The following is a 19,095-nucleotide window of genomic DNA, read 5'->3' as shown; positions in this document are numbered from 1 at the left end:
CAGCAAGTTTGGCGAATTTTCGCGATACAAACACACGCGATCATTGCCCGCGCGCACATAAAACGAAGCGGTTTCAGCCGAAGCCTCCACCAAGGCGCGCAAAATAGGTGTTACCCCCTCTCGATCCGCAAAGTCCCGCCGGAATATCAACCCAAGGCGCCAGACTGACGGCCCAACACTAAAGATGCCTTTGGCGTCGCGCTGAATGAAACCATAGATGGCCAGGCTGGTGGTCAGACGTAAAATCGTACTTTTGTGCAACCCTGTTTCTTCGGCCAGCGCCGCCAAACTCATAGTTGGGTTCTGGGCGGAAAAGGCGTTTAAGATCGACATTGCCCGTTCGACGCTTTCTGTTCGCTTAGCACCCATGCGCATTCTCTCCAGTGAAATATCCCTACAGCAACTTGCGTTGGATCTGATGAATTGTCTAGCTCGTCGCAACGCACGGAGCCAAAACAATGCATGTTAAAACCATCCCAAACACTGATTTTCACGCTGCTGACTACGCTGGTATTCTCGGTAAGAAACTAAACGCCCTGCCCTATAGCCTTCGGGTACTGGCGGAAATCGCCATGCGTCATTCGCCAGAGGGTGCCGCAGCTCTTGACGTCGCCAAACGCGATGGCAGCGCCGTCCCGTTTCGCCCAGCTCGGCTCTTGCTGCACGATATGTTGGGCATTCCAGCGTTGGTGGATATGATGGCCCTGCGTGACCATCTGCACGACCATGGAGGCGATCCAAAAAAAGTGGACATGAGCCTGCCCGTCGATTTGATCATCGACCATTCGATGTCCATCAACCACTGGGCAGACAAATTTGCCCTGACCCAAAACATGGAACGCGAATTTGAGATCAACCGCGAACGGTTTGCCTTTCTAAAAGCCTGCGAGGCCCGTTTCCCAAATCTGCGTGTGGTGCCTCCGGGCGGCGGAATTTGCCATCAGGTCAATCTCGAATTCCTCGGCCAAACCGTGCTGCCTGCGGTCAATGATCCAAAATTGTTGATCCCCGACAGTTCCCTTGGCACCGACAGCCATACAACCATGATCAACGGCCTGGGCATTCTTGGCTGGGGCATTGGTGGGCTCGAAGCCGAAGCGCTTTTGTTTGGAGAAACCTCGCCTCTGAATGTGCCTCAGGTTGTCGGCCTCGAAGTAATCGGCACCCCAAGCCACAACATCACAGCCACCGATATCGCCTTGGTGATCGCAGAAAAATTGCGTGCCCATGGTGTGGTTGACAAATTCGTAGAAATCTTTGGGCCGAGTTACCGCCATTTGTCCGTTGCTGATCGCGCCACCATCGCCAATATGGCACCAGAATATGGCTCAACCGTTGTGTTTTGCCCCGTAGACAGCAACACCATTCAGTACCTGCGTGACACCGGTCGTGGGGTACATGTTAACCGCACCGAAGCCTATTGCCGCACCCAAAATATGTGGGCGGACGGTGTCGACAAAGCCATCCAATACGAAGAACTTGTCACCATCGATCTTTCGGCCATTGGACGTTCAGTTTCTGGCCCGTCACGCCCTGAACAGCGCATCGATCTGGGCAACGCCACCCGCACCCTGGCCCCAACCGCCGAGGTCGAGGCGACAAATCGCGCAGCTGTGCCCGGCAAATCCCATGACATTGGCGACGGCGACGTGATTATTGCAGCCGTCACCAGCTGCACCAACACCGCCAATCCGCGTAATATGGTATTGGCCGGTATGGTGGCGAAAAATGCCGTCAAGCGCGGCCTGACGGTCAAGCCACATGTCAAAACATCCTTGGCTCCTGGGTCTCGCGTGGTTGCAAAATATCTGGCGGAAAGCGGGCTTCAAGAGCCGCTAAACGCATTGGGTTTCGAAGTCGCGGCTTTTTCCTGCTCTACCTGCAACGGCATGTCCGGACCACTGGCACCAGAACATGAAAGCGCCATCAAAGATAACGACATCAAGGGCGTTGCAGTGTTATCCGGCAACCGGAATTTCGCAGGTCGCATTCACCCGCTGGCCTCGCGCAACATGATCGCTTCACCGCCACTTGTTGTGGCCTACGCTCTGATGGGCACCATCCTCAAAGACATCGCGACCGAGCCCCTTGGCCACGACCAAGACGGTAAGCCGGTGATGCTTCAGGACCTCTGGCCAACTGCCGACGAAGTCAATGCCATCATCGAAGCACATGTTACTCCAGAGGCCTTCCGCAAAAACTATGACGAAATTCAGAACGTCAACGCTGAATGGAACGATCTAGAGGTCAGCACAGGGCGGTATGACTGGGTGCCCTCAACCTATGTGTCCTTCCCACCCTTTGTGAAAGCCATCGCGCCACAGGCTCCGGATGTCACAGAAATCAACGGGCTGCGGCCGCTGGTTATTCTGGGCGACTCGGTCACCACGGACCATATCTCGCCTTCGGGCATCATCACCCGTGACTCCGAAGGCGGGCAATTTCTGGAATCCCAAGGCGTGGCCTTTGCGGACTTCAACTCGTTTGGCACCCGCCGCGGCTGTTCGGACGTGGTCATCAGATCCACCTTTGCCAACTATCGCCTGCGCAATGAAATGACACCCGACCACGAAGGCAGTTTTACCAGCATCCAGCCCGAAGGCACCGTGACTTCGGTTTTCAAAGCCATCCAAACCTATGTTGAACGCGACCAGCCACTGGTTGTCATCGGCGGCAAGGAATACGGTTGTGGGTCTTCGCGTGATACCGCGGCTAAAGCTCCTTGGCTGGCCGGTGTCCGCGCCGTCATTGCCGAAAGCTTCGAGCGAATTCACCGTTCAAATCTGGTGAACATGGGCATTGCCCCTCTGTGTTTCCCCCAAGGCGTGACCCGCAAAACCCTTGGTTTGATCGGCACTGAAACATTTGACATCACGCTGGCTTCAGATCTGAAATCTGCGCAGTTGCTAATCAACCGCGCAGATGGCAGCACGGAAACCACTCCACTGGATCTGCGGCTTTACAATACCGAAGAACGCGCAACCTTTGCCCAAGGTGGCCTGCTGCCCCGCGCCTTCCGCAAATTTCAGGGACAGGACGCAGCATGAGCCAAAATCGCCTCAGAGCCGCGTTTTATCGTGGCGGCACGTCCAACGCCGTGGTTGTGAACGCAGCAGATTTGCCCCACGATCAGGCTTTGCGCGATCAGATCTTTCTACATGTCTTGGGCAGCCCCGACCCCTACGGTCGGCAGCTTAATGGCATGGGGGGTGGCGTCTCGTCGCTTTCCAAAGTGGTGATTGTCGCGCCATCAGATCGACCTGATGCAGACGTTGACTATACATTTGTACAAGTGGCCGTTGATGCGCCGGTGGCCGATTACGGGTCAGCCTGCGGGAATATGTCATCCTGCGTCGGCCCATTTGCCGTCACCGAAGGCATGGTCCACCCAAAAGATGGCGAAGCGTTGGTGCGGATCTACAGCACCAACACCAACCAAATCTACCATTCACGTTTTGAGGTCAAAGACGGCACACCCGTCGAGGACGGCGATTTTGAAATCCCCGGTGTGGCGCAAACCGGTGCTCCGATCACGCTCGACTTTCTAAACCCCGGCGGTGCGGCCACTGGCAGCTTATTGCCCTCTGGCAACGCAAATAGTTCTTTGTCAGTGCCGGGGGTTGGCACATTTGCGGTCTCTTTTGTGGATGCCGCCAATCCCGTTGTCTTCGTCAAGGCAACTGAACTTGGATGCACGGCAACAGAACGCCCGCAGGATTTGGATGCCGATAGCACATTGATGGCCAAACTCGATCAAATTCGGCGGGCCGGAGCGGTGGCAATGGGCATGGCTGCAACACCCGAGGCGGCCAAACTCTCCAATCCAAAAATTGCAATAGTCGCACCGCCGGCTCGCTTTACGGCACTGGACGGGCGCAGCTATGAGCCAGCAAGCCACGATATCAATATTCGGCTGATTTCTATGGGCAACTTTCACAAAGCCCTTACGCTAACCGGGGCCATGTGCGCCGCGGTTGCAGCGCAAATTCCAAACAACCTGCTGCATGATATCGCTGGCGGCATCGCAGAATTGCGCATCGGCAATCCATCAGGCGTCCTGCCCGTGCGCGCGGATGTAGTGCAGGACGGTCAGAAGTTCACGGCCAATTCAGCCACAACCTTCCGCACCCAGCGGCGCATTATGGAAGGTGCCGTGCTTTATCCCGCGCACTTGAAGTAACGCGGGAAAACTTGGGTCCAAAGACCTGCTACAATCAGGTCACAACGTCGGGCGCATCGCGACCTGTGCGGGCCAGACCCGAAATCTCCAAAGCCGCAGCCGTGACTTTAGACAGAGCTTCTTGAGTGTCTCGGAACAGGTCCTGATCGCCCGAGGCATAGCTTTGCAAATACATCCGCAAAGTTGCGCCTTCGGTGCCTGTGCCCGACAATCGGAACACAACGCGAGCCCCATCTTCAAACTGAATACGAATGCCCTGACCGTGACTTTCGCTGCCATCCACAGGGTCCAGATAGGAGAACTCGTCTGCGACTGAGACCACCAAGTCATCATGTACCTGCCCCGGCAATGCCGACAACTGGTCACGCAGATCCCCCATAACATCGTCAGCCACATCACTAGGCAGCGCCTCATAGTCATGACGCGAATAGTAATCGCGACCATAAACTTGCCAATGATCCGCCATCACATCGATCACGCTCATTTCGCGCACAGCCAGAACATTCAGCCACAAAAGAACCGCCCACAGACCATCTTTCTCACGCACATGATCACTGCCGGTACCAGCGCTTTCTTCACCGCAAATCGTCGCCTTGCCTGCATCCAAAAGGTTGCCAAAAAACTTCCAGCCTGTTGGAGTTTCAAAGCTGGCTATGCCCAGTTTATCAGCCACCCGATCACTGGCTGCACTGGTCGGCATAGACCGTGCCACACCGGCAATACCCTGAGCATAGCCCGGTGCCAAATGCGCATTAGCCGCCAAAACAGCCAAACTATCAGATGGGGTCACATAGATGCCTTTGCCGACAATCATATTGCGATCCCCGTCTCCATCAGAAGCGGCGCCAAAATCTGGAGCAGATTCTGACATCATTTCATCCATCAAGGTCTTAGCCCAAACCGGGTTTGGATCCGGATGTCCCTTGCCAAAATCTTCGCTTGGCACACCATTGATTACAGTGCCGGCGGGCGCACCTAGGGCGGTTTCCAAAATGGCCGTTGCATAGGGGCCAGTTACCGCATGCATCGCGTCAAACCGCATGCGAAAACCGCCCGCAAACAATGCGCGCAATTTGTCAAAATCAAACAGCTTTTCCATCAGTGCCTGATAATCCGTGACCGGATCAACAACCTCTACGACCATGCCTTCCAGCGCATAGGTTCCAAGCGTGCCCAGATCCACATCTGCGGCGTCACAAATTTTGTATTCCGTGATCTCTTGCGTGCGCGCCAACATCTTTGCTGTGACGTTCTCAGGCGCAGGCCCGCCATTGCTAATGTTATACTTCAGCCCGAAATCAGCGTCGATGCCACCGGGGTTGTGACTGGCAGACAGGATCAAGCCGCCATCGGTGCCGTTTTGGCGAATAAGATTTGACGCCGCCGGTGTGGACAGCAAGCCGTCTTGCCCCACAATCACACGGCTGGCCCCATTAGCAGCAGCCATTTTCAGAATGGTTTGAATGGCCTGCACATTAAAGAAACGTCCGTCGCCCCCCACCACAAATGACTTACCCTCGGCTCCGCCAATCGCATCAAAAATCGATTGAACGAAATTCTCAAGGTAATTTGGCTCCATAAAAACACGGGTTTTCTTGCGCAAACCGGATGTGCCGGGCTTTTGCCCCTCGATGGGTTGGGTTTTGATCACCTGAACGGACATCTCTTAATCCTTTGACTGTGCATTTTTCAAAAGGAAGGCCGCACGCCCGATAACGGCGGCCTTTCGGTAGGGTTCAAGGCCTATTGCGCCTCTGCGTAATAGCTCTCTAGCAGGTCAACTTCTTCCGCAGAGCCCAAAATAACCCCCACCCGCTGGTGCAGACTGCTGGGATCAACATCCATAATACGCCCGCCACCGATTGTGGCCTTGCCGCCAGCTTGCTCGATAATAAAGGCCATGGGATTGGCTTCGTACAGCAACCGCAAACGACCACCCATCGCAGCATTGTCGCTATCTTTTGGATACATAAACACACCGCCACGGGTCAAAATACGGTGCACTTCGGCCACCATAGATGCCACCCAACGCATGTTAAATTTTTTGCCACGTGGTCCCTCGGAACCTTGCAAACATTCGCTGACATAACGCTGCACTGGTGCGTCCCAATAATTCTGGCGGCTGGCATTGATCGCATATTCCTGCGTGCTGGCAGGCACCATCATATCCGGGAAAGTTAAAAGAAATTCGCCGGTGCCGTTCAAATGCGTAAATCCATTCACGCCCTGCCCCGTTGTCACCACCAAAGACGTCGACGGCCCAAACAAAGAATAGCCCGCACAAATCTGTTCTGTACCCGCAATCAAAACCGCTTCATCGGTCAGTTCCGCCAGGGGCTCTTTCAATTCAACAATCGAAAAAATAGAACCAACAGAAATGTTCAGTTCCAGATTGGATGATCCATCCAAAGGATCAAAGTAAACAATATAGTCGCCAGCTTCTGCCTTGTCCTTTAGCCAAACAACGTTGTCCAACTCTTCAGACACCAGCGCCGCAACACGGCTACAGTTAGCGCAATGCAGCATAAATTGATCATTGGCGATCACATCGAGCTCTTTTTGAGTTTCGCCTTGCACATTTGTGTCATCGGTCGCCCCAAGGGTCCCCGCAAAGGCGCCACTGCGAATTTTATGTGAAATCGTCCGACAAGCGGTCGCGATGTCTTCTAAGAGAAAAATCAGATCTTTTGACGTTCCATGCGCGCGATATTCGCGTAACATAAATTGTCGAAACGTCAGGTGGTTGTCATTTGTCATCACGGGGTCCCTTTGCCAATAGATCTTGTCTATGCGATCAGCGGCCGCGAACCAACCACTCAAGCGTGTCATTGATGTGACCATCCGCTTAAAAATCACACTGATACCAATGGCAAAAGGCGTTTTATTCAAAAGTTGCGCAATATTTGGGCGGAACCCTTGCAAGTTCAATACGTCTTAGCGGGTATGCACTCAGACCTCAGTCATCCCACTCGACGTCAAATTTGTCGACCAATCCGCGAATGGCGGCGTCATTCAGGATCTTTGGCTGCAGCCCACGAGTCATCATTGCCAAACGCGCGGTGTCTTCCAGCTCTTCAATCGCATTACAAGCCGCTTCAATATCCTTTCCTGCCACAACCGGCCCATGGTTGGCCAACATCACAGCACTTCTCTTGCCAGCCAAACCGCGCACCGCCGCGCCCATTTCTGGATCACCCGGCAGGAAAAACGGCAACAGTTTGACCTTGCCCAGTTTCATTATGCCGTAAGGCGTCAACGGTGGCAGAAAATTATCTGCATCCACATCTGGCATCATCGACAATGCCACCGCATGACAAGAATGCAAATGCACAACAGCGCCTGCGCGGCTGCGTGTTTCATAAAACGCCGCATGCAATGGCATCTCTTTGGTTGGCCGATCGCCATCCAACAGCCTGCCCCGCGCATCAAAACGACTTAGCCGCCCCGGATCAAGCCTTCCAAATGACGTGCCAGTTGGCGACACCAACAGACCGCCATCAGGGGTGCGCGACGAAATATTTCCTGTGCTGCCTCCGGTCAGTCCGCGATCAAACATCGATTTGGCCAAAAGACAGATCTGCTCGCGCAGGTGCGTTTCCTCACTCACTGGCTGTCCAATTTCTTAATGGCATCGCTAAAAAATCCCGCGGCCCCGAAATTCCCTGATTTCAACGTCAAAGCCATCTGATGACCATCTGATTTGCAGAAACACCATGGCACACCTGGCGCAATTTCCGGGCCGACGTCCAGTTGATCTGCTCCCAAAGCCTTGGTGACAGCCCCAGAGGTTTCGCCCCCTGCCACCACAATACGCCGCGCGCCCAAATCACGCGCAACCGTTGCACAAGTGGCAAGCACTTGTTCTACCATCGCACCAGCTTCGGCCACACCTAGCAATTCTTGCGCCGCTTTAACCGAGTCTGGCCTGGCCGTGGCATAGACCAAAGGCATTTGGTCCAAGTCCTGCCTAGACAACCAATCCAATATCTCAGACGGCCCATTCTGGGCCAATTCCAATGGATCGACTTTGTAACACGGGCGGCCTTGCGCCAAATATTCTGCGACTTGCCGATTGGTCATCGCCGAGCAACTGCCCGACAGAACCACGCCCCTCGCGCACGTCGCGGGGAATTGCCTCCGCGTGTCGCTGGTCTCAAGCGAACCATCCCCCATATAAAGATGTGGCAGGGCCATCGCCAAAGCCGATCCGCCAGTCAATAACGGCATGTGCCGACACGCTTCTGCGATCGAATAGAGATCATTGTTGGCCACGGCATCGACAATAACATGCGCCACGCCTTGGGCCTCTAAGGCTGCCAAGCCTTCGGTCACCACCTCTGGCCCCTGCGCCACTTGCAACCGATCCAACAACCCTACTTTTCGGGTCACCTGAGGTTCTAGCAATCGCATCAAATTACTGTCGGTCATTGGGGTCAGCGGGTGATGCTGCATCGGGCTTTCGGACAAGGGCTGCTGGCCAACAAACAGGTTGCCCATAAATACACTACGACCATTTTCAGGAAAGGCTGGGCAATAGATAGTTTGATCCGCACCAATTTCAGCCATCAGCATTTCCGCAACCGGTCCAATATTACCCTCTGCGGTGCTGTCAAATGTCGAGCAATACTTCCAGAAATATCGTTGCGTTCCCGCCGCTTGCAGCCAACGCAAAGCCGCCTTGGTCTCGGCCAGTGCGGATTGCACTGGTTCCGTCCGAGATTTCAGCGCAATCACCTCAATAGCAGACCCATGCTCTGGCAGGTCCTCAGGCACCCCTATGCGCAAAGAAACGGCAACCCCCGCACGAGCCATCAACCCCGCCAAATCGGTAGCGCCCGTTAAGTCATCAGCAATTGCTCCAAAATAAGTCACGGTTGTAGGCCCTTCCAATTCACTCATTAATTAATGCATTAATGCATACATTAAAAAAATTCAACAGCCCCCTTTTCCTTTATTCAGCCGTAAGAATGCTGCGAACTCCGTTCTTGTCTCGGATCACGTCGCGCCATATCGCCCTGACCAAGGCGAAGCCCATTAAACCATTCCAAGTCATCCGGAGAATAAGCGACCAATTCCTGTATGCATTACTATTACCAAAAAACGTTCAAAGTGCAGAAGACACGGTATCTGTGAAGTACCCCTAGTTTCCTAGACACCTTCTTGGTTCACATTGCGCTGTCTGTTTTCGAAGTCGACGGGCACCGGCATTCGACTGTTGTCCTCGGACCAATGGCGGACTAGGTCTCATTCATGACAATTTCCACGTCTGCTCATTGAATGCTTGATGTTGTGGGCTCGCAGAAACGCCGCCCAATTTCGGCTCGTATATTGCGAACCTTGATCGGTGTGGATCAGCTAATAACACGGCGTGAGTAAAGGTCGATGACAACGGCCAGATACAGGAAGCCCTCGTAGCTTTTATGTATGAAATATCTGAGACCCAAGCCGTGTCCGGCTCGGTTACTTCAAACTGCCGATCCAGCGTATTATCGACCACAACAGATGGTCTGCCACCATACTTCCCAGGCTTGCGCTTATAGCCGATCTGAGCGCGGATACCTGCCAGACGGGTCAGCCTAGCAACGCGGTTAGGGCAACTGGTCTCACCTTGTTTGACCAAATCATCATGCAGTTTGCGATAGCCGTAGACCTTTCCACTACCTTGCCACGCCTCTTTGAGCAGCATCGTCTGACGCGCATCCTCACGCGCGCGGTGGAACTGTTCAATCGCCCGATCTTATGCGGGTGACATCTCGCACAAAGACTGGGGGCTGCATTTGGTTCCGGCAAAGCATGAAGCGCTTATCAGTTAGGAGACACGCCAAACCGTCCACAAACGCCTCAATGAAGCCGCCTACGTGCCCGCACACAAAGACTTGAACGAAGACTTCCCTTTGCGTGGTTTTGTCAGCTTTGGGCACTGTGAACAGCCTATGACGGCCTGTTGGTCCAAAGGGCGTAGCGCCAAATATCCATACTATTTGTGTGACACAAAGGGCTGCATCGAATATCGAAAATCCTTCCGCAGGGAAAAGCTCGAAGACGCGTTTGAACTGTTGCTCAAAGATATGCGGCCAAGCGCCAATCTCTTTACCATGGCCTTCGACATGTTTCGTGACCTGTGGCAGGCACGCCTTCAATCTGCCGAAGATGACAAGCAATCGATGCAGAAGCAGTTGTCTCAGATGGATCGCAAGTCAGCCCAGATTCTGGACCGCTTGATTGATACGAACAGCGACACGCTTATCTCTGCCTACGAGGAGCGGTTGCGCGAGATTGAAGAACAAAACACATTTCTGACTGAGAAAATCCAGAAATGTGGCAAACCAATTGCCCCCTTTGACCAAGTTTATCGAACCGCTTTTGATTTCCTCGGAACCCCCAGTAAACTATGGACTTCTGAGCGCTTTGAAGACAAGCGAGCGGTACTGAAATTGGTATTTGCGGAGAGGTTACCCTATACCCGATATGAGGGTTATCGAACCGCTCAAACCTCCTTACCTTTCAAGGCCTTGGAGGACTTTCGCCTGGGAAAGTTTGAAATGGTGCCCCCACACGGACTCGAACCGCGGACCTACTGATTACAAATCAGTTGCTCTACCAGCTGAGCTATAGGGGCACTGTGCGGTGATTTAGACCAAGCTGCAGGTTGACGCAAGTCACCTTTTTCACAAAACCGCATTTTTTTTATAAATTCTTGAACGCCTTCTCTTTTCGGTTTTATTTCATATACTTATACAGAGTTGACAGCTGTCAACAGCGCATTTCTTTTCCCAACAAAGCTCGGATCATTGGCCAGACACTAAAGGCCCCATTTTCGGCTTTTTGGCTCAATACGCGCAGATATCCACCTGGGTTTTTGATTTTATCGATACGTTGCAGTATGCAGGCTAATGCTACCGAAGCGGCTTCTGATCCCATGGTTTTCATGGCTGATTGCCAAACCTCTGACGTGATTCCCATCATGCTGTGCAAGAAATGGGCCGTTTCAACCAATTCGTGCTTTCTTTGTATCGGCGTCGCCGAATATGGAGTGATATCTGGGCAAGCTTGCAACACCAATGCGATAGGAATGGTTTCCGGTTCCGAAGCTGTGGCTTCCGGTTGCTTTGCGTTTCCTATGCCTGTTTCAGAATCAAATTTATCTTTATTTGAACTCTGTATGTGGCGCTCATTTTGGGTGTCACAGGCAGTCATTTCGTCTGTTTTTGTTGGTTTTAATTGAAACAGTATTTCAAAGCGTTCCAGTGTTTCACTTAAGGCCCCACACAAAGCGTCCAGCTGGGCAATGGTTAAGACGCGGCGCATTTGCTTGCCAGCGGCTGTCAGGGCCTCCTCCAGCGCGTTCCAGTCGCCCTTTAGGCCCTCGGTGCGGGCAAACTCCAGCAGCTTCCAGCAGTCGCGCTTCATCAGGGCCGTTTTTTCACGGCGGCGCTTGGTTTCTGCTGCCAGTTTCAAAGCATCTGTGGCGGCTGTGTGAATGTCGACGGCCTTTACCAAAAGCGGGCGCAGGTCAAATCCAAAGGCGCGTGTGATGTCACCCCCCTGCCCTCTTACGGCATAGCGTTTGCCATTTGGGCTGTCGTGGCGCGCAATCAATCCGGCCTTGATCAGCACGTTTAGGTTTCGCCGCAAAGTGCTCTCTGGCATGCCGTGTGCCCGGCCCGCCAAAGTGCGGTTTGAGGGAAACACCACCAAAGCCCCGGTATCCGCCAAAATGTCGCCACGATGAAAACTGAGCAAAGCGTTCAGCACGGTCAATGCGGATGCGTTTAAGCCAAAGTGTTTTTTGGCCACAGTCAATTCGCGCATGATGTCCCATTTGCTGACCTCGGCCAAGGCCGCGCCGGCACGTGTTGCCTTGGCACGTTTGATCAATCCAGCCGTTACCGGCCGCTGCCCAAAGGGCGTCGTTGTTAAAACTTCCATCTATTTGCCACGAGACAAAGAATTTCCGCCCGCCGGAGTCCGACGCCTGTTGACAGCTGTCAACGCAACCCATTAGATTCGAAACTGCTAAGACACGAATTAGGGCCTCTCGGGATGATCTCGCCAAAGATCACTTGGGGGGCTTTAATTTTTACTCTGTCGTTTGTGCCTCCTTGGTTTTACTGCTCGTTTTTGTGACCTCGCCAAAGGCCACGCCTATTCGTCAGTCTGGTTTTTCCAGTTCTGATGAATCTCTGCAAAGTTCTGAAGCAACCAAGTGTTAAACCCGTCGCCAGCACCTTCGCTTAATGTCATAATCATCTGCCCGGCCTTCCAGGTCACCCGCCCCAGTTCGGCCCCGTCTTTGGTCTTCATGGCGTGGGAACTTGGGCGCTTTTGTGCTGCCCCCTGCCCGCTTGATGATTTTTCAATCATATCAAACACAGCCTTAAACCGCAGATCCGATCCGCCGCCCGTTGCCGCCGCCAAAGACACCGCATCTTGCAGGTTCGCGGCAGATTTCTCCAACCCCGCCGCCAAAGCCAACCAACGATCGCGACCAACCGAAGGTGCTGGGCCAATGGCTTCGATCAACGTAACCGGTATCAGGTCAGCGACGCTCAGCATGCGTGAAATCACGGTTTTATCCACATGCAACGCATCGCCAATCACTTTGCGATCATAGCCTGCCTCGCGCATTTGCCGGGCGAAATTTGCGCGCTCGATGAAGGTCAGGTCCTTACGAGCCGAGTTTTCCTGGCCCTGCGCGATAATCAAAGCCCGATCATCTAGGTCGCGGATCAGCGCTTTGGCCGTCAGGCCCAAATCACGCAAGGCGCGCAGTCGCCTCCGACCATAGACCACTTGATAGCGCTCTGGATCATTCGGGTTCGGTCGCAATAGCACCGGCACTTGTTGGCCGTACTCTTGAATGGATTGCATCAAGGCCTGATGGTCGGCGTCATTATGTTCCAGCCGGTCAACATTGCCGGCCCAATCCACCAATGCGACATCGACCTCCATCACCGAGCGGCTTTTAAGCTCTGCAATGGATTGGCTAACAGCACCAATTGCGCCCTTGGTATAGCGCGGGGTTGCAGCTTTCTTTGTCTGCGATGGGGCAGGGGGGCTTTGCCCAGCATTGGGTTCTTCCGCAGTTTCCATCAAACTTTTCAGCAGGTTTTTACGCGCCATCTATTCGTCCCCATGCCTGTTGCACCAAGCCTTCAATCTCTCCGTTTACCGCATTCAGCGATTCAATGGCCCGATCATAGGTCGCCCGGGTGAATTGAGACTTTTCCACCTCATAAAGTGTCTGTTTGGTGATGCCGGCGTCCGAAATAGCGGTAGATTTCAGCACAGAATTGTTCAACACATGGTCACCAAACATCGAACGCATAAAGGTTACCATTTGGTTTTGCGGTCCATCTCCCGGTTCATAGCGCGTCACAACATAGCGCAGCCAATCATAGGTCATATCGCCGCCTGCCTCTGCCACGACGCCCAGCAAATTTGACGTCATCAACAAGAACTGACACATCGACATCACGTCCAGCATCTGCGGATGCACCGTCACCAATACAGCTGTGGCCGCGGATAAGGCGCTCATCGTCAAAAAGCCCAATTGCGGTGGGCAATCAATGACAACAACGTCATAATCAGACTCTATTTCCGCCAAAACGTCACCAACACGGGTAAAGAACAGGTTGCCACTGCGCTCTGCAATCGCCCGCGGTGTTTCGTGTTCAAACTCCATCAGGTCCAGATTGCCCGGAATGATATCAAGGTTGGTAAAATAGGTTTTCTGAATGATATCTTGCACAGGCACCGGATCATCATAGCGAATGGCATCATACAGCGTGCCGCCATCCAGCAGATCAAATTCCGGCTGAAACCCATGCAACGCGCTCAGGCTGGCCTGTGGGTCAAGGTCCACCGCCAGCACTTTATAGCCATCAAGCGCCATTTTCTGGGCCAGATGCGCAGAAGTTGTGGTTTTACCGGACCCACCCTTGAAGTTGATCACCGTGATCACCTGCAAATGGTCGCCTTCGCGCCGTCCAGGCAGATAAGTGCCCGGAACTTTTGCCCCTTGTTCCAGCAAATCACGCAACGCCTGAATGTCTTCTGGCGAATAATACCTGCGGCCCCCGGCTCGAATTTCGGGCTCCGGGCCTTTGCCATCCAAATGCAGCTTGCGCAAATAGGCGTCTTTGACCCCCAATAGGTCTGCGGCTTCCCCGGATGTAAATTTGCGCAGCATTTTGCTGGCATCTGGTGGGAACAACTGTTCCCGGTGTGCTTGCAGCCGTTCTGACAGCTTTAGGGCGTGTTCGCCCACCAGCTGATCGATACGCTCTTGCAATGGGCGCCCAATATTGAGACGCTCTTGTACAGAATTCATCCTGTTTGCACTGTGGTCATAGTGCCCTCTGACTTTTACCGCTCGGGGTAGACGTTGCGCCCCAAAATTTCTTGGCCTAATTCCGTTTGTTACGGAGAAAGCCGTTTTATTCACTTATTACCGTAATTATTTGCCTGCTCAATCAGATTCTGGCAAGTGTTTTCTACAGGTGCCTGTGGATAAGTTTAAGACCAGGTTTGGATAACTGTCTGAAAGGGGCCTTAACAGAGTCTAATATAGACTCTGTTAAGGCCCAAATTGCCTATCTTGCAACGATGGCGCAACGCATCTGCCAACCCGATCGTTGACAGCTGTCAACCACAACAAGTGGCTGATACAATGGGTATTTCGATTTTATAAGGCACAGCCGCGTAACTAGGATCTTAAGAAGATCTGTACATCAGCAACATTGGTCCCAGTGCCGCCGGTCACCAAAAGATCACCAGCAAGGTCAAGCGCCGCATAGCTGTCATTGTTGCCAAGCAGGGCCGCAAAGTCACCTCCTGCCGCTGAAATCCGACCCAGCGTGTCAGAATCAACAAGACCACCGGCAGCATCAGTTGGCCCATCGCGCCCATCGGTGCCACCACTTAGGAAGACCCAATTTGGTGGCAATCGTCCAGCGGCACCTTGCGCAACCAATAGCGCCAGTTCTTGGTTTCGGCCACCGCGCCCGCTGCCTTTCAGCTGTACGGTTGTTTCGCCGCCAAAAATCAAAGCCACCGGGCCTTGGGTCGCCTCTGCGGCCTGTAAAATTTCCTCGGCCGCTGCATGCACGTCCCCCACAAGGGCATCGCTGACAATGCGGGCGTCAAATCCTTCGGGCACCGCATCCAGCATCGCCTGCAAGCTGTGACGGTTGGACCCAATCAGGTGGTTCTGCGCCGCGGGAAGGTTTTCGGCCGTGTCCTGGCCCGTCGCCAAATGTTTGCGCACAACTTCGGGGATCACATCCCACAGATTGACAGATCTAAGCATTTCAACAGCCTGGGCACGCGTGCCGATGGGAGCCACAGTGGGGCCAGACGCAATCGCCCGCAGATCATCACCGATCACGTCGCTCAGCAAATAGCTAAAAACCTCAGCCGGGGCCGCATGGCGCAGCAGCCCGCCGCCTTTGCTGTCAGACAATTGCTGACGGATCAAATTCATATCATTGATTTCCAGACCGCTGGCCAGCAAAAGGGCATTTACCTTGGCTTTGTCAGCTAGGGTCAACCCCGGGGCAGGGGCCACCATCAGCGCCGAGCCACCACCAGAGATCAAGGCCACCACACGGTCGCCCGATTTGGTTTCCGCCAGCAAATTCAAAACCGCCCGACCCGCTTCAGCAGAGGCTTCATCTGGTACCGGGTGCGATCCGGCCATAACTTTGGCCCCATCGAGGTCACACAGGTTTTCGGGATTTGTCACCACCAAGGCGCGATGCACCTCGGGGATCTGATCAAGCGCTGTGCGCATCATGGGCACTGCGGCCTTGCCAATGGCAAGCACAAAACAGCGCCCAGCCTGCATGTCGGGCAGGGGGTGCGTCGTCAACGCCCGCCGTACGGCCTGTTCCGGATCCGCGCGGTCGACGGCCGCTTTGAAGACATTCGTTGCGATCTGACGCAGTTCTGGCATGCTGTTATCCCCTAAACACAGCCGAATTTCCCTGTTAGCGCTACCACATTCTGAAAATTGCGCAAGGCTTAGCCCTTGTTCTTGACAAAAATACCCAAATCCCAGCGTTGACCCAGCCGCCAAGCTTGGTTTTACGCAAGCATCAGTTTTGCAACGCGGATCACATCGTCGTTCATCGCGCGGGTTCCGGCAAGCACTTCTGCGATCGGCACCCATTGTGCATCTGCTGCATCATCCGCCGCCACCGGATCACCGCTGACATAAGTACAAGCGACGGCTGCCACAAGATATTGATACGCAACTGCGCCGTCCAAATGCACAATGACATCCACATTGGTCAAATATCGATCCGCAGTAGCAACCACGCCGGTTTCTTCCGCCAATTCCCGTATCGCGGCCTGCAATCCAGTTTCGCCAAGCTCAACATGTCCGCCCGGAAACCCCCACAGCCCGCGCCCCGGATCTTTGCCGCGTTGCACCAGCAAAAAACGAGCCTCGTATAGCACCACTGCTATGGCGCCCAGTTTGGGGGCAGGGGAGGGGGCTGTCATCTGGCTATCCTCAGGCAAGTGCGTTCAACTTAGCCTGATATCAACCACAACAAATTCCAACGATCAAAGCATTGATGAAATTATTATGGCTGTGCGTTAAAAAAGAACAAAGCCTCGCCGTGCAGCCGATAACCGTTGATCAGCGTTTTGGCGCGCGGGCTGGTCAGCCATGCCTCTAGTTTGGCAACCTCACGTTGGGCCACGTGGCGGTGTTTTGCAGGGTTCACCGGCAAAAACGCATATTGATTGAACAGACCTGGATCGCCAGAGAACAGCAACGTCAGGTCGCCCTTGTTGCCAAAGTTCAACCAGCTGGCCCGGTCACTCAGAATATAGGCGTTCATGCCAGAGGCCACATTCAAAGCAGCCCCCATTCCAGCGCCCGCAGAGCGATACCAGGGCGTGCTCAAATCTTGCGGGTCTATGCCGGCAGCCCGCCAAAGCGCCTGTTCGGCCTTGTGGGTGCCGCTGTCATCACCACGCGACACAAAAGCGCTGTTTATAGAATGAATTTTTTGCAGTGCCTCTACAACCGTATTGGCATCCCGAAGCTGCGCCGGGTCCGAGCCCGGCCCGACAATCACAAAATCATTATACATTATTTCGGTGCGATGGGTGCCAAACCCTTGTTCCACAAAGGCCTGTTCGGCGCTGCGCGAATGTACTAAAATGGCGTCGACGTCACCAGCTTTGCCAAGACGGATCGCCTGTCCAGTACCGACCACCAACAGATGCACGTCCAACCCCAGATCCTGCTTGATCTCTGGCAACAAGACCTCTGACAATCCTGAATTGTGAAACGACGTGGTGACCGCAAGTTTTACCTCTTGGGCCATGGCCCCGGCTCCGATGGCCACGCCAACAATCAAGGTTGCAATGCGCAAAATCATTCGATGATATCTCCGTTCAAATAGGCCATGGCTTGCGGGGATTTTGGGGTGTCAAAAAACGTGGTTGCACGGCTGTGCTCTACGAGCGCGCCCTTGTGAATAAACAAGACGTCATCCGCAAGGCGGCGGGCCTGACCAATGTCATGTGTGGCCATGATCAACCGCGTGCCGGCCGCGCTGGCCTGACGCAACAGCGCTTCAATTTCGCGGGTCGCGCGCCCATCCAGGTTGGCGCAGGGCTCGTCCAGAAACAGAAGCTCTGGCTTGCGGATCAAAGCCCGCGCCAAGGCCATTTTTTGCCGCTCGCCGCCAGATAACACGCTGGCCCGGCGTTGTGCCGCCTGCGCCAGACCAACCTGGGTCAGCCAATGCATGGCCTCTTGCCGCGCTTTGGCTCGCTTGATGCCCTGTAAAATCAACGGATAGGCCACATTGTCCAGGGTGCTGCGTCGCATCACGGTTGGGGTCTGAAACACAAAGGCCTGACGCGCGCGCGCCGCCGTTTTGCCGATGTTCCATTGCATCTGCCCGTCAGACAGCCGCTCCATCCCGTGCAGCGCCTTTAGAAGGGTCGATTTTCCGGCCCCATTGGGACCCATAACCATGGTCACGCCGCCGACATCAAGTTGCAGCGACAAGGGCCCCAACAGGCGTTGCTTGCGTTTGCGCACAACGATGTCGCGCACCAGCAGGGGAAACAGTGTCTCTACCATCTGCCGCTTACCTCGGTTTTGGACAGGCTGTGAATCAGCAGGTTGATGGCGATGGCCAGAAAGATCAGAACAAACCCCAGCCCCAGCGCCAGCGCAAAGTCGCCTTTACCGGTTTCCAGAGCAATGGCGGTGGTTAAGACGCGGGTCACATGGTCGATATTGCCGCCTACAATCATGATTGCCCCCACCTCGCCGATGCCACGCCCAAAGCCTGCCAAAGCCGCGGTCAACAGCGCGCGGCGGCCGTCCCACAAAAGGGTACGCATGCGCTGGCTGCGTGTGGTGTTCAATGAAATAAGCAAATCATGATATTCTGCCCACAAATCCCGAATGGCCTGATGAGCGATCGAGGCAATCAGCGGCGTGATAATCACAACTTGGGCAATGATCATCGCCCAGGGCGTAAACAACAAACCAAACACCCCAAATGGACCAGAGCGCGACAGCAACAGATAGACAATAAGGCCAACCACAACCGGCGGCAGTCCCATCAGGGCGTTTAATAGGGCAATAACAGCGCGGCGAAAGCGGAAACGTCTAACCGCCAACCAGCAGCCAATCGGCAAACCGATGAGAGCCGCGATCACCACCGCGCTGGTGGTCACATAAAGCGACCGCAGGGATATTTCGATCAGGTCAGCATCCAACGACACGATCAATCGCATGGCAGCCAGCAGACCTTCGAGCAACTCGTTCATAGGCTTTGCGCGTCCGGTTCTTTTTGCCAATCTACCCAGCCGCCATATCGATGCCCACTCGAAAGCGACGAATAAGCCGTCGTTTCGGCCAATCTGTGGGGCAGGGG

The 19,095-nt window shown here is 54.2% G+C and carries 16 protein-coding genes, 1 tRNA gene and 1 pseudogene; 3 read left to right on the top strand and 15 right to left on the bottom strand.

Translation table 11 applies throughout. The features are described 5' to 3' along the window. The coding region (locus tag ABXG94_RS17160; RefSeq protein ID WP_353536211.1) for an IclR family transcriptional regulator at positions 1 to 369 on the bottom strand (369 nt) is incomplete at its 3' end. A gap of 89 nt (positions 370 to 458) precedes the next feature. On the opposite strand from ABXG94_RS17160, the gene acnA reads away from it, so the two are divergent. Both acnA and ABXG94_RS17150 read left to right on the top strand, forming a co-directional pair. Further along, a complete protein-coding gene (gene acnA, locus ABXG94_RS17155; protein ID WP_353536210.1) occupies positions 459 to 3,047 on the top strand; it encodes an aconitate hydratase AcnA in 2,589 nt (862 codons plus the stop codon). After that, entirely contained in the window at positions 3,044 to 4,180 is a 1,137-nt protein-coding gene (locus tag ABXG94_RS17150; protein ID WP_353536209.1) for a 2-methylaconitate cis-trans isomerase PrpF family protein, read from the top strand. Before acnA ends, ABXG94_RS17150 begins: the two co-directional genes overlap by 4 nt. Positions 4,181 to 4,214: 34 nt before the next feature. Here the strand turns inward: ABXG94_RS17150 and ABXG94_RS17145 are convergent, their stop codons facing one another. From ABXG94_RS17145 to ABXG94_RS17125, 5 genes and pseudogenes are all read right to left on the bottom strand, one after another. Further along, positions 4,215 to 5,843, bottom strand: coding sequence for an alpha-D-glucose phosphate-specific phosphoglucomutase (locus ABXG94_RS17145; RefSeq protein ID WP_353536208.1), 1,629 nt, complete (start codon positions 5,841 to 5,843; stop codon positions 4,215 to 4,217). 80 nt (positions 5,844 to 5,923) lie between these two features. After that, positions 5,924 to 7,009: a class 1 fructose-bisphosphatase gene (locus ABXG94_RS17140; RefSeq protein ID WP_353536207.1), complete on the bottom strand. Its 1,086-nt coding sequence runs from the start codon at positions 7,007 to 7,009 to the stop codon at positions 5,924 to 5,926. Positions 7,010 to 7,136: 127 nt separating this feature from the next. Next, positions 7,137 to 7,787: a 3-oxo-tetronate 4-phosphate decarboxylase gene (otnC, locus tag ABXG94_RS17135; RefSeq protein WP_353536206.1), complete on the bottom strand. Its 651-nt coding sequence runs from the start codon at positions 7,785 to 7,787 to the stop codon at positions 7,137 to 7,139. Further along, the gene (gene otnK / locus ABXG94_RS17130; protein WP_502901728.1) at positions 7,784 to 9,079 is read right to left on the bottom strand and encodes a 3-oxo-tetronate kinase; all 1,296 of its coding nucleotides are present in this window, start codon (positions 9,077 to 9,079) and stop codon (positions 7,784 to 7,786) included. The genes otnC and otnK overlap by 4 nt, the downstream gene beginning before the upstream one ends. A 348-nt stretch (positions 9,080 to 9,427) precedes the next feature. Then, positions 9,428 to 9,893 (bottom strand): annotated as a pseudogene (locus ABXG94_RS17125) (DDE-type integrase/transposase/recombinase); the annotation flags it as partial. 145 nt (positions 9,894 to 10,038) lie between these two features. On the opposite strand from ABXG94_RS17125, the gene ABXG94_RS17815 reads away from it, so the two are divergent. Then, positions 10,039 to 10,761, top strand: a complete 723-nt coding sequence (locus tag ABXG94_RS17815) for a recombinase zinc ribbon domain-containing protein (protein ID WP_502901729.1) — start codon at positions 10,039 to 10,041, stop codon at positions 10,759 to 10,761. Here the strand turns inward: ABXG94_RS17815 and ABXG94_RS17120 are convergent. From ABXG94_RS17120 to ABXG94_RS17080, 9 genes are all read right to left on the bottom strand, one after another. Next, a tRNA-Thr gene (locus tag ABXG94_RS17120) sits at positions 10,724 to 10,799 on the bottom strand. The genes ABXG94_RS17815 and ABXG94_RS17120 overlap by 38 nt on opposite strands. 134 nt (positions 10,800 to 10,933) lie before the next feature. Then, the gene (gene repC / locus ABXG94_RS17115) at positions 10,934 to 12,109 is read right to left on the bottom strand and encodes a plasmid replication protein RepC (RefSeq protein ID WP_353536204.1); all 1,176 of its coding nucleotides are present in this window, start codon (positions 12,107 to 12,109) and stop codon (positions 10,934 to 10,936) included. A 216-nt stretch (positions 12,110 to 12,325) separates the two neighbouring features. Next, on the bottom strand, positions 12,326 to 13,303 hold the full coding sequence (repB, locus tag ABXG94_RS17110) for a plasmid partitioning protein RepB (protein ID WP_353536203.1): 978 nt from the start codon (positions 13,301 to 13,303) through the stop codon (positions 12,326 to 12,328). Further along, complete coding sequence (gene repA, locus ABXG94_RS17105; protein ID WP_353536202.1) at positions 13,293 to 14,513, bottom strand: plasmid partitioning protein RepA; 1,221 nt, start codon at positions 14,511 to 14,513, stop codon at positions 13,293 to 13,295. Before repA ends, repB begins: the two co-directional genes overlap by 11 nt. A 375-nt stretch (positions 14,514 to 14,888) precedes the next feature. Further along, on the bottom strand, positions 14,889 to 16,136 hold the full coding sequence (locus ABXG94_RS17100) for a glycerate kinase type-2 family protein (protein WP_353536201.1): 1,248 nt from the start codon (positions 16,134 to 16,136) through the stop codon (positions 14,889 to 14,891). Positions 16,137 to 16,267: 131 nt separating this feature from the next. Then, entirely contained in the window at positions 16,268 to 16,687 is a 420-nt protein-coding gene (locus tag ABXG94_RS17095; protein ID WP_353536200.1) for an NUDIX hydrolase, read from the bottom strand. Positions 16,688 to 16,770: 83 nt separating this feature from the next. Further along, positions 16,771 to 17,577: an ABC transporter substrate-binding protein gene (locus ABXG94_RS17090; protein ID WP_353536199.1), complete on the bottom strand. Its 807-nt coding sequence runs from the start codon at positions 17,575 to 17,577 to the stop codon at positions 16,771 to 16,773. Next, the gene (locus tag ABXG94_RS17085) at positions 17,574 to 18,290 is read right to left on the bottom strand and encodes an ATP-binding cassette domain-containing protein (RefSeq protein WP_353536198.1); all 717 of its coding nucleotides are present in this window, start codon (positions 18,288 to 18,290) and stop codon (positions 17,574 to 17,576) included. The genes ABXG94_RS17090 and ABXG94_RS17085 overlap by 4 nt, the downstream gene beginning before the upstream one ends. Continuing rightward, on the bottom strand, positions 18,284 to 18,988 hold the full coding sequence (locus tag ABXG94_RS17080) for an ABC transporter permease (protein ID WP_353536197.1): 705 nt from the start codon (positions 18,986 to 18,988) through the stop codon (positions 18,284 to 18,286). The genes ABXG94_RS17085 and ABXG94_RS17080 overlap by 7 nt, the downstream gene beginning before the upstream one ends. Positions 18,989 to 19,095: the final 107 nt, after the last annotated feature.

The organism is Cognatishimia sp. WU-CL00825, from assembly GCF_040364665.1.
Lineage (GTDB): Bacteria > Pseudomonadota > Alphaproteobacteria > Rhodobacterales > Rhodobacteraceae > Cognatishimia.
This window is presented reverse-complemented; position numbering and strand designations above follow the sequence as displayed.

Excerpts from the sequence above, each read along its gene's own strand:
- ABXG94_RS17100 (WP_353536201.1), bottom strand. The coding sequence starts at position 16,136 with ATGCCAGAACTGCGTCAGATCGCAACGAATGTCTTCAAAGCGGCCGTC.
- ABXG94_RS17090 (WP_353536199.1), bottom strand. The coding sequence starts at position 17,577 with ATGATTTTGCGCATTGCAACCTTGATTGTTGGCGTGGCCATCGGAGCC.
- repC (WP_353536204.1), bottom strand. The coding sequence starts at position 12,109 with ATGGAAGTTTTAACAACGACGCCCTTTGGGCAGCGGCCGGTAACGGCT.
- ABXG94_RS17095 (WP_353536200.1), bottom strand. The coding sequence starts at position 16,687 with ATGACAGCCCCCTCCCCTGCCCCCAAACTGGGCGCCATAGCAGTGGTG.
- repB (WP_353536203.1), bottom strand. The coding sequence starts at position 13,303 with ATGGCGCGTAAAAACCTGCTGAAAAGTTTGATGGAAACTGCGGAAGAA.
- acnA (WP_353536210.1), top strand. The coding sequence starts at position 459 with ATGCATGTTAAAACCATCCCAAACACTGATTTTCACGCTGCTGACTAC.
- ABXG94_RS17080 (WP_353536197.1), bottom strand. The coding sequence starts at position 18,988 with ATGAACGAGTTGCTCGAAGGTCTGCTGGCTGCCATGCGATTGATCGTG.
- repA (WP_353536202.1), bottom strand. The coding sequence starts at position 14,513 with ATGAATTCTGTACAAGAGCGTCTCAATATTGGGCGCCCATTGCAAGAG.
- ABXG94_RS17140 (WP_353536207.1), bottom strand. The coding sequence starts at position 7,009 with ATGACACGCTTGAGTGGTTGGTTCGCGGCCGCTGATCGCATAGACAAG.
- otnK (WP_502901728.1), bottom strand. The coding sequence starts at position 9,079 with ATGAGTGAATTGGAAGGGCCTACAACCGTGACTTATTTTGGAGCAATT.
- ABXG94_RS17145 (WP_353536208.1), bottom strand. The coding sequence starts at position 5,843 with ATGTCCGTTCAGGTGATCAAAACCCAACCCATCGAGGGGCAAAAGCCC.
- ABXG94_RS17150 (WP_353536209.1), top strand. The coding sequence starts at position 3,044 with ATGAGCCAAAATCGCCTCAGAGCCGCGTTTTATCGTGGCGGCACGTCC.
- ABXG94_RS17085 (WP_353536198.1), bottom strand. The coding sequence starts at position 18,290 with ATGGTAGAGACACTGTTTCCCCTGCTGGTGCGCGACATCGTTGTGCGC.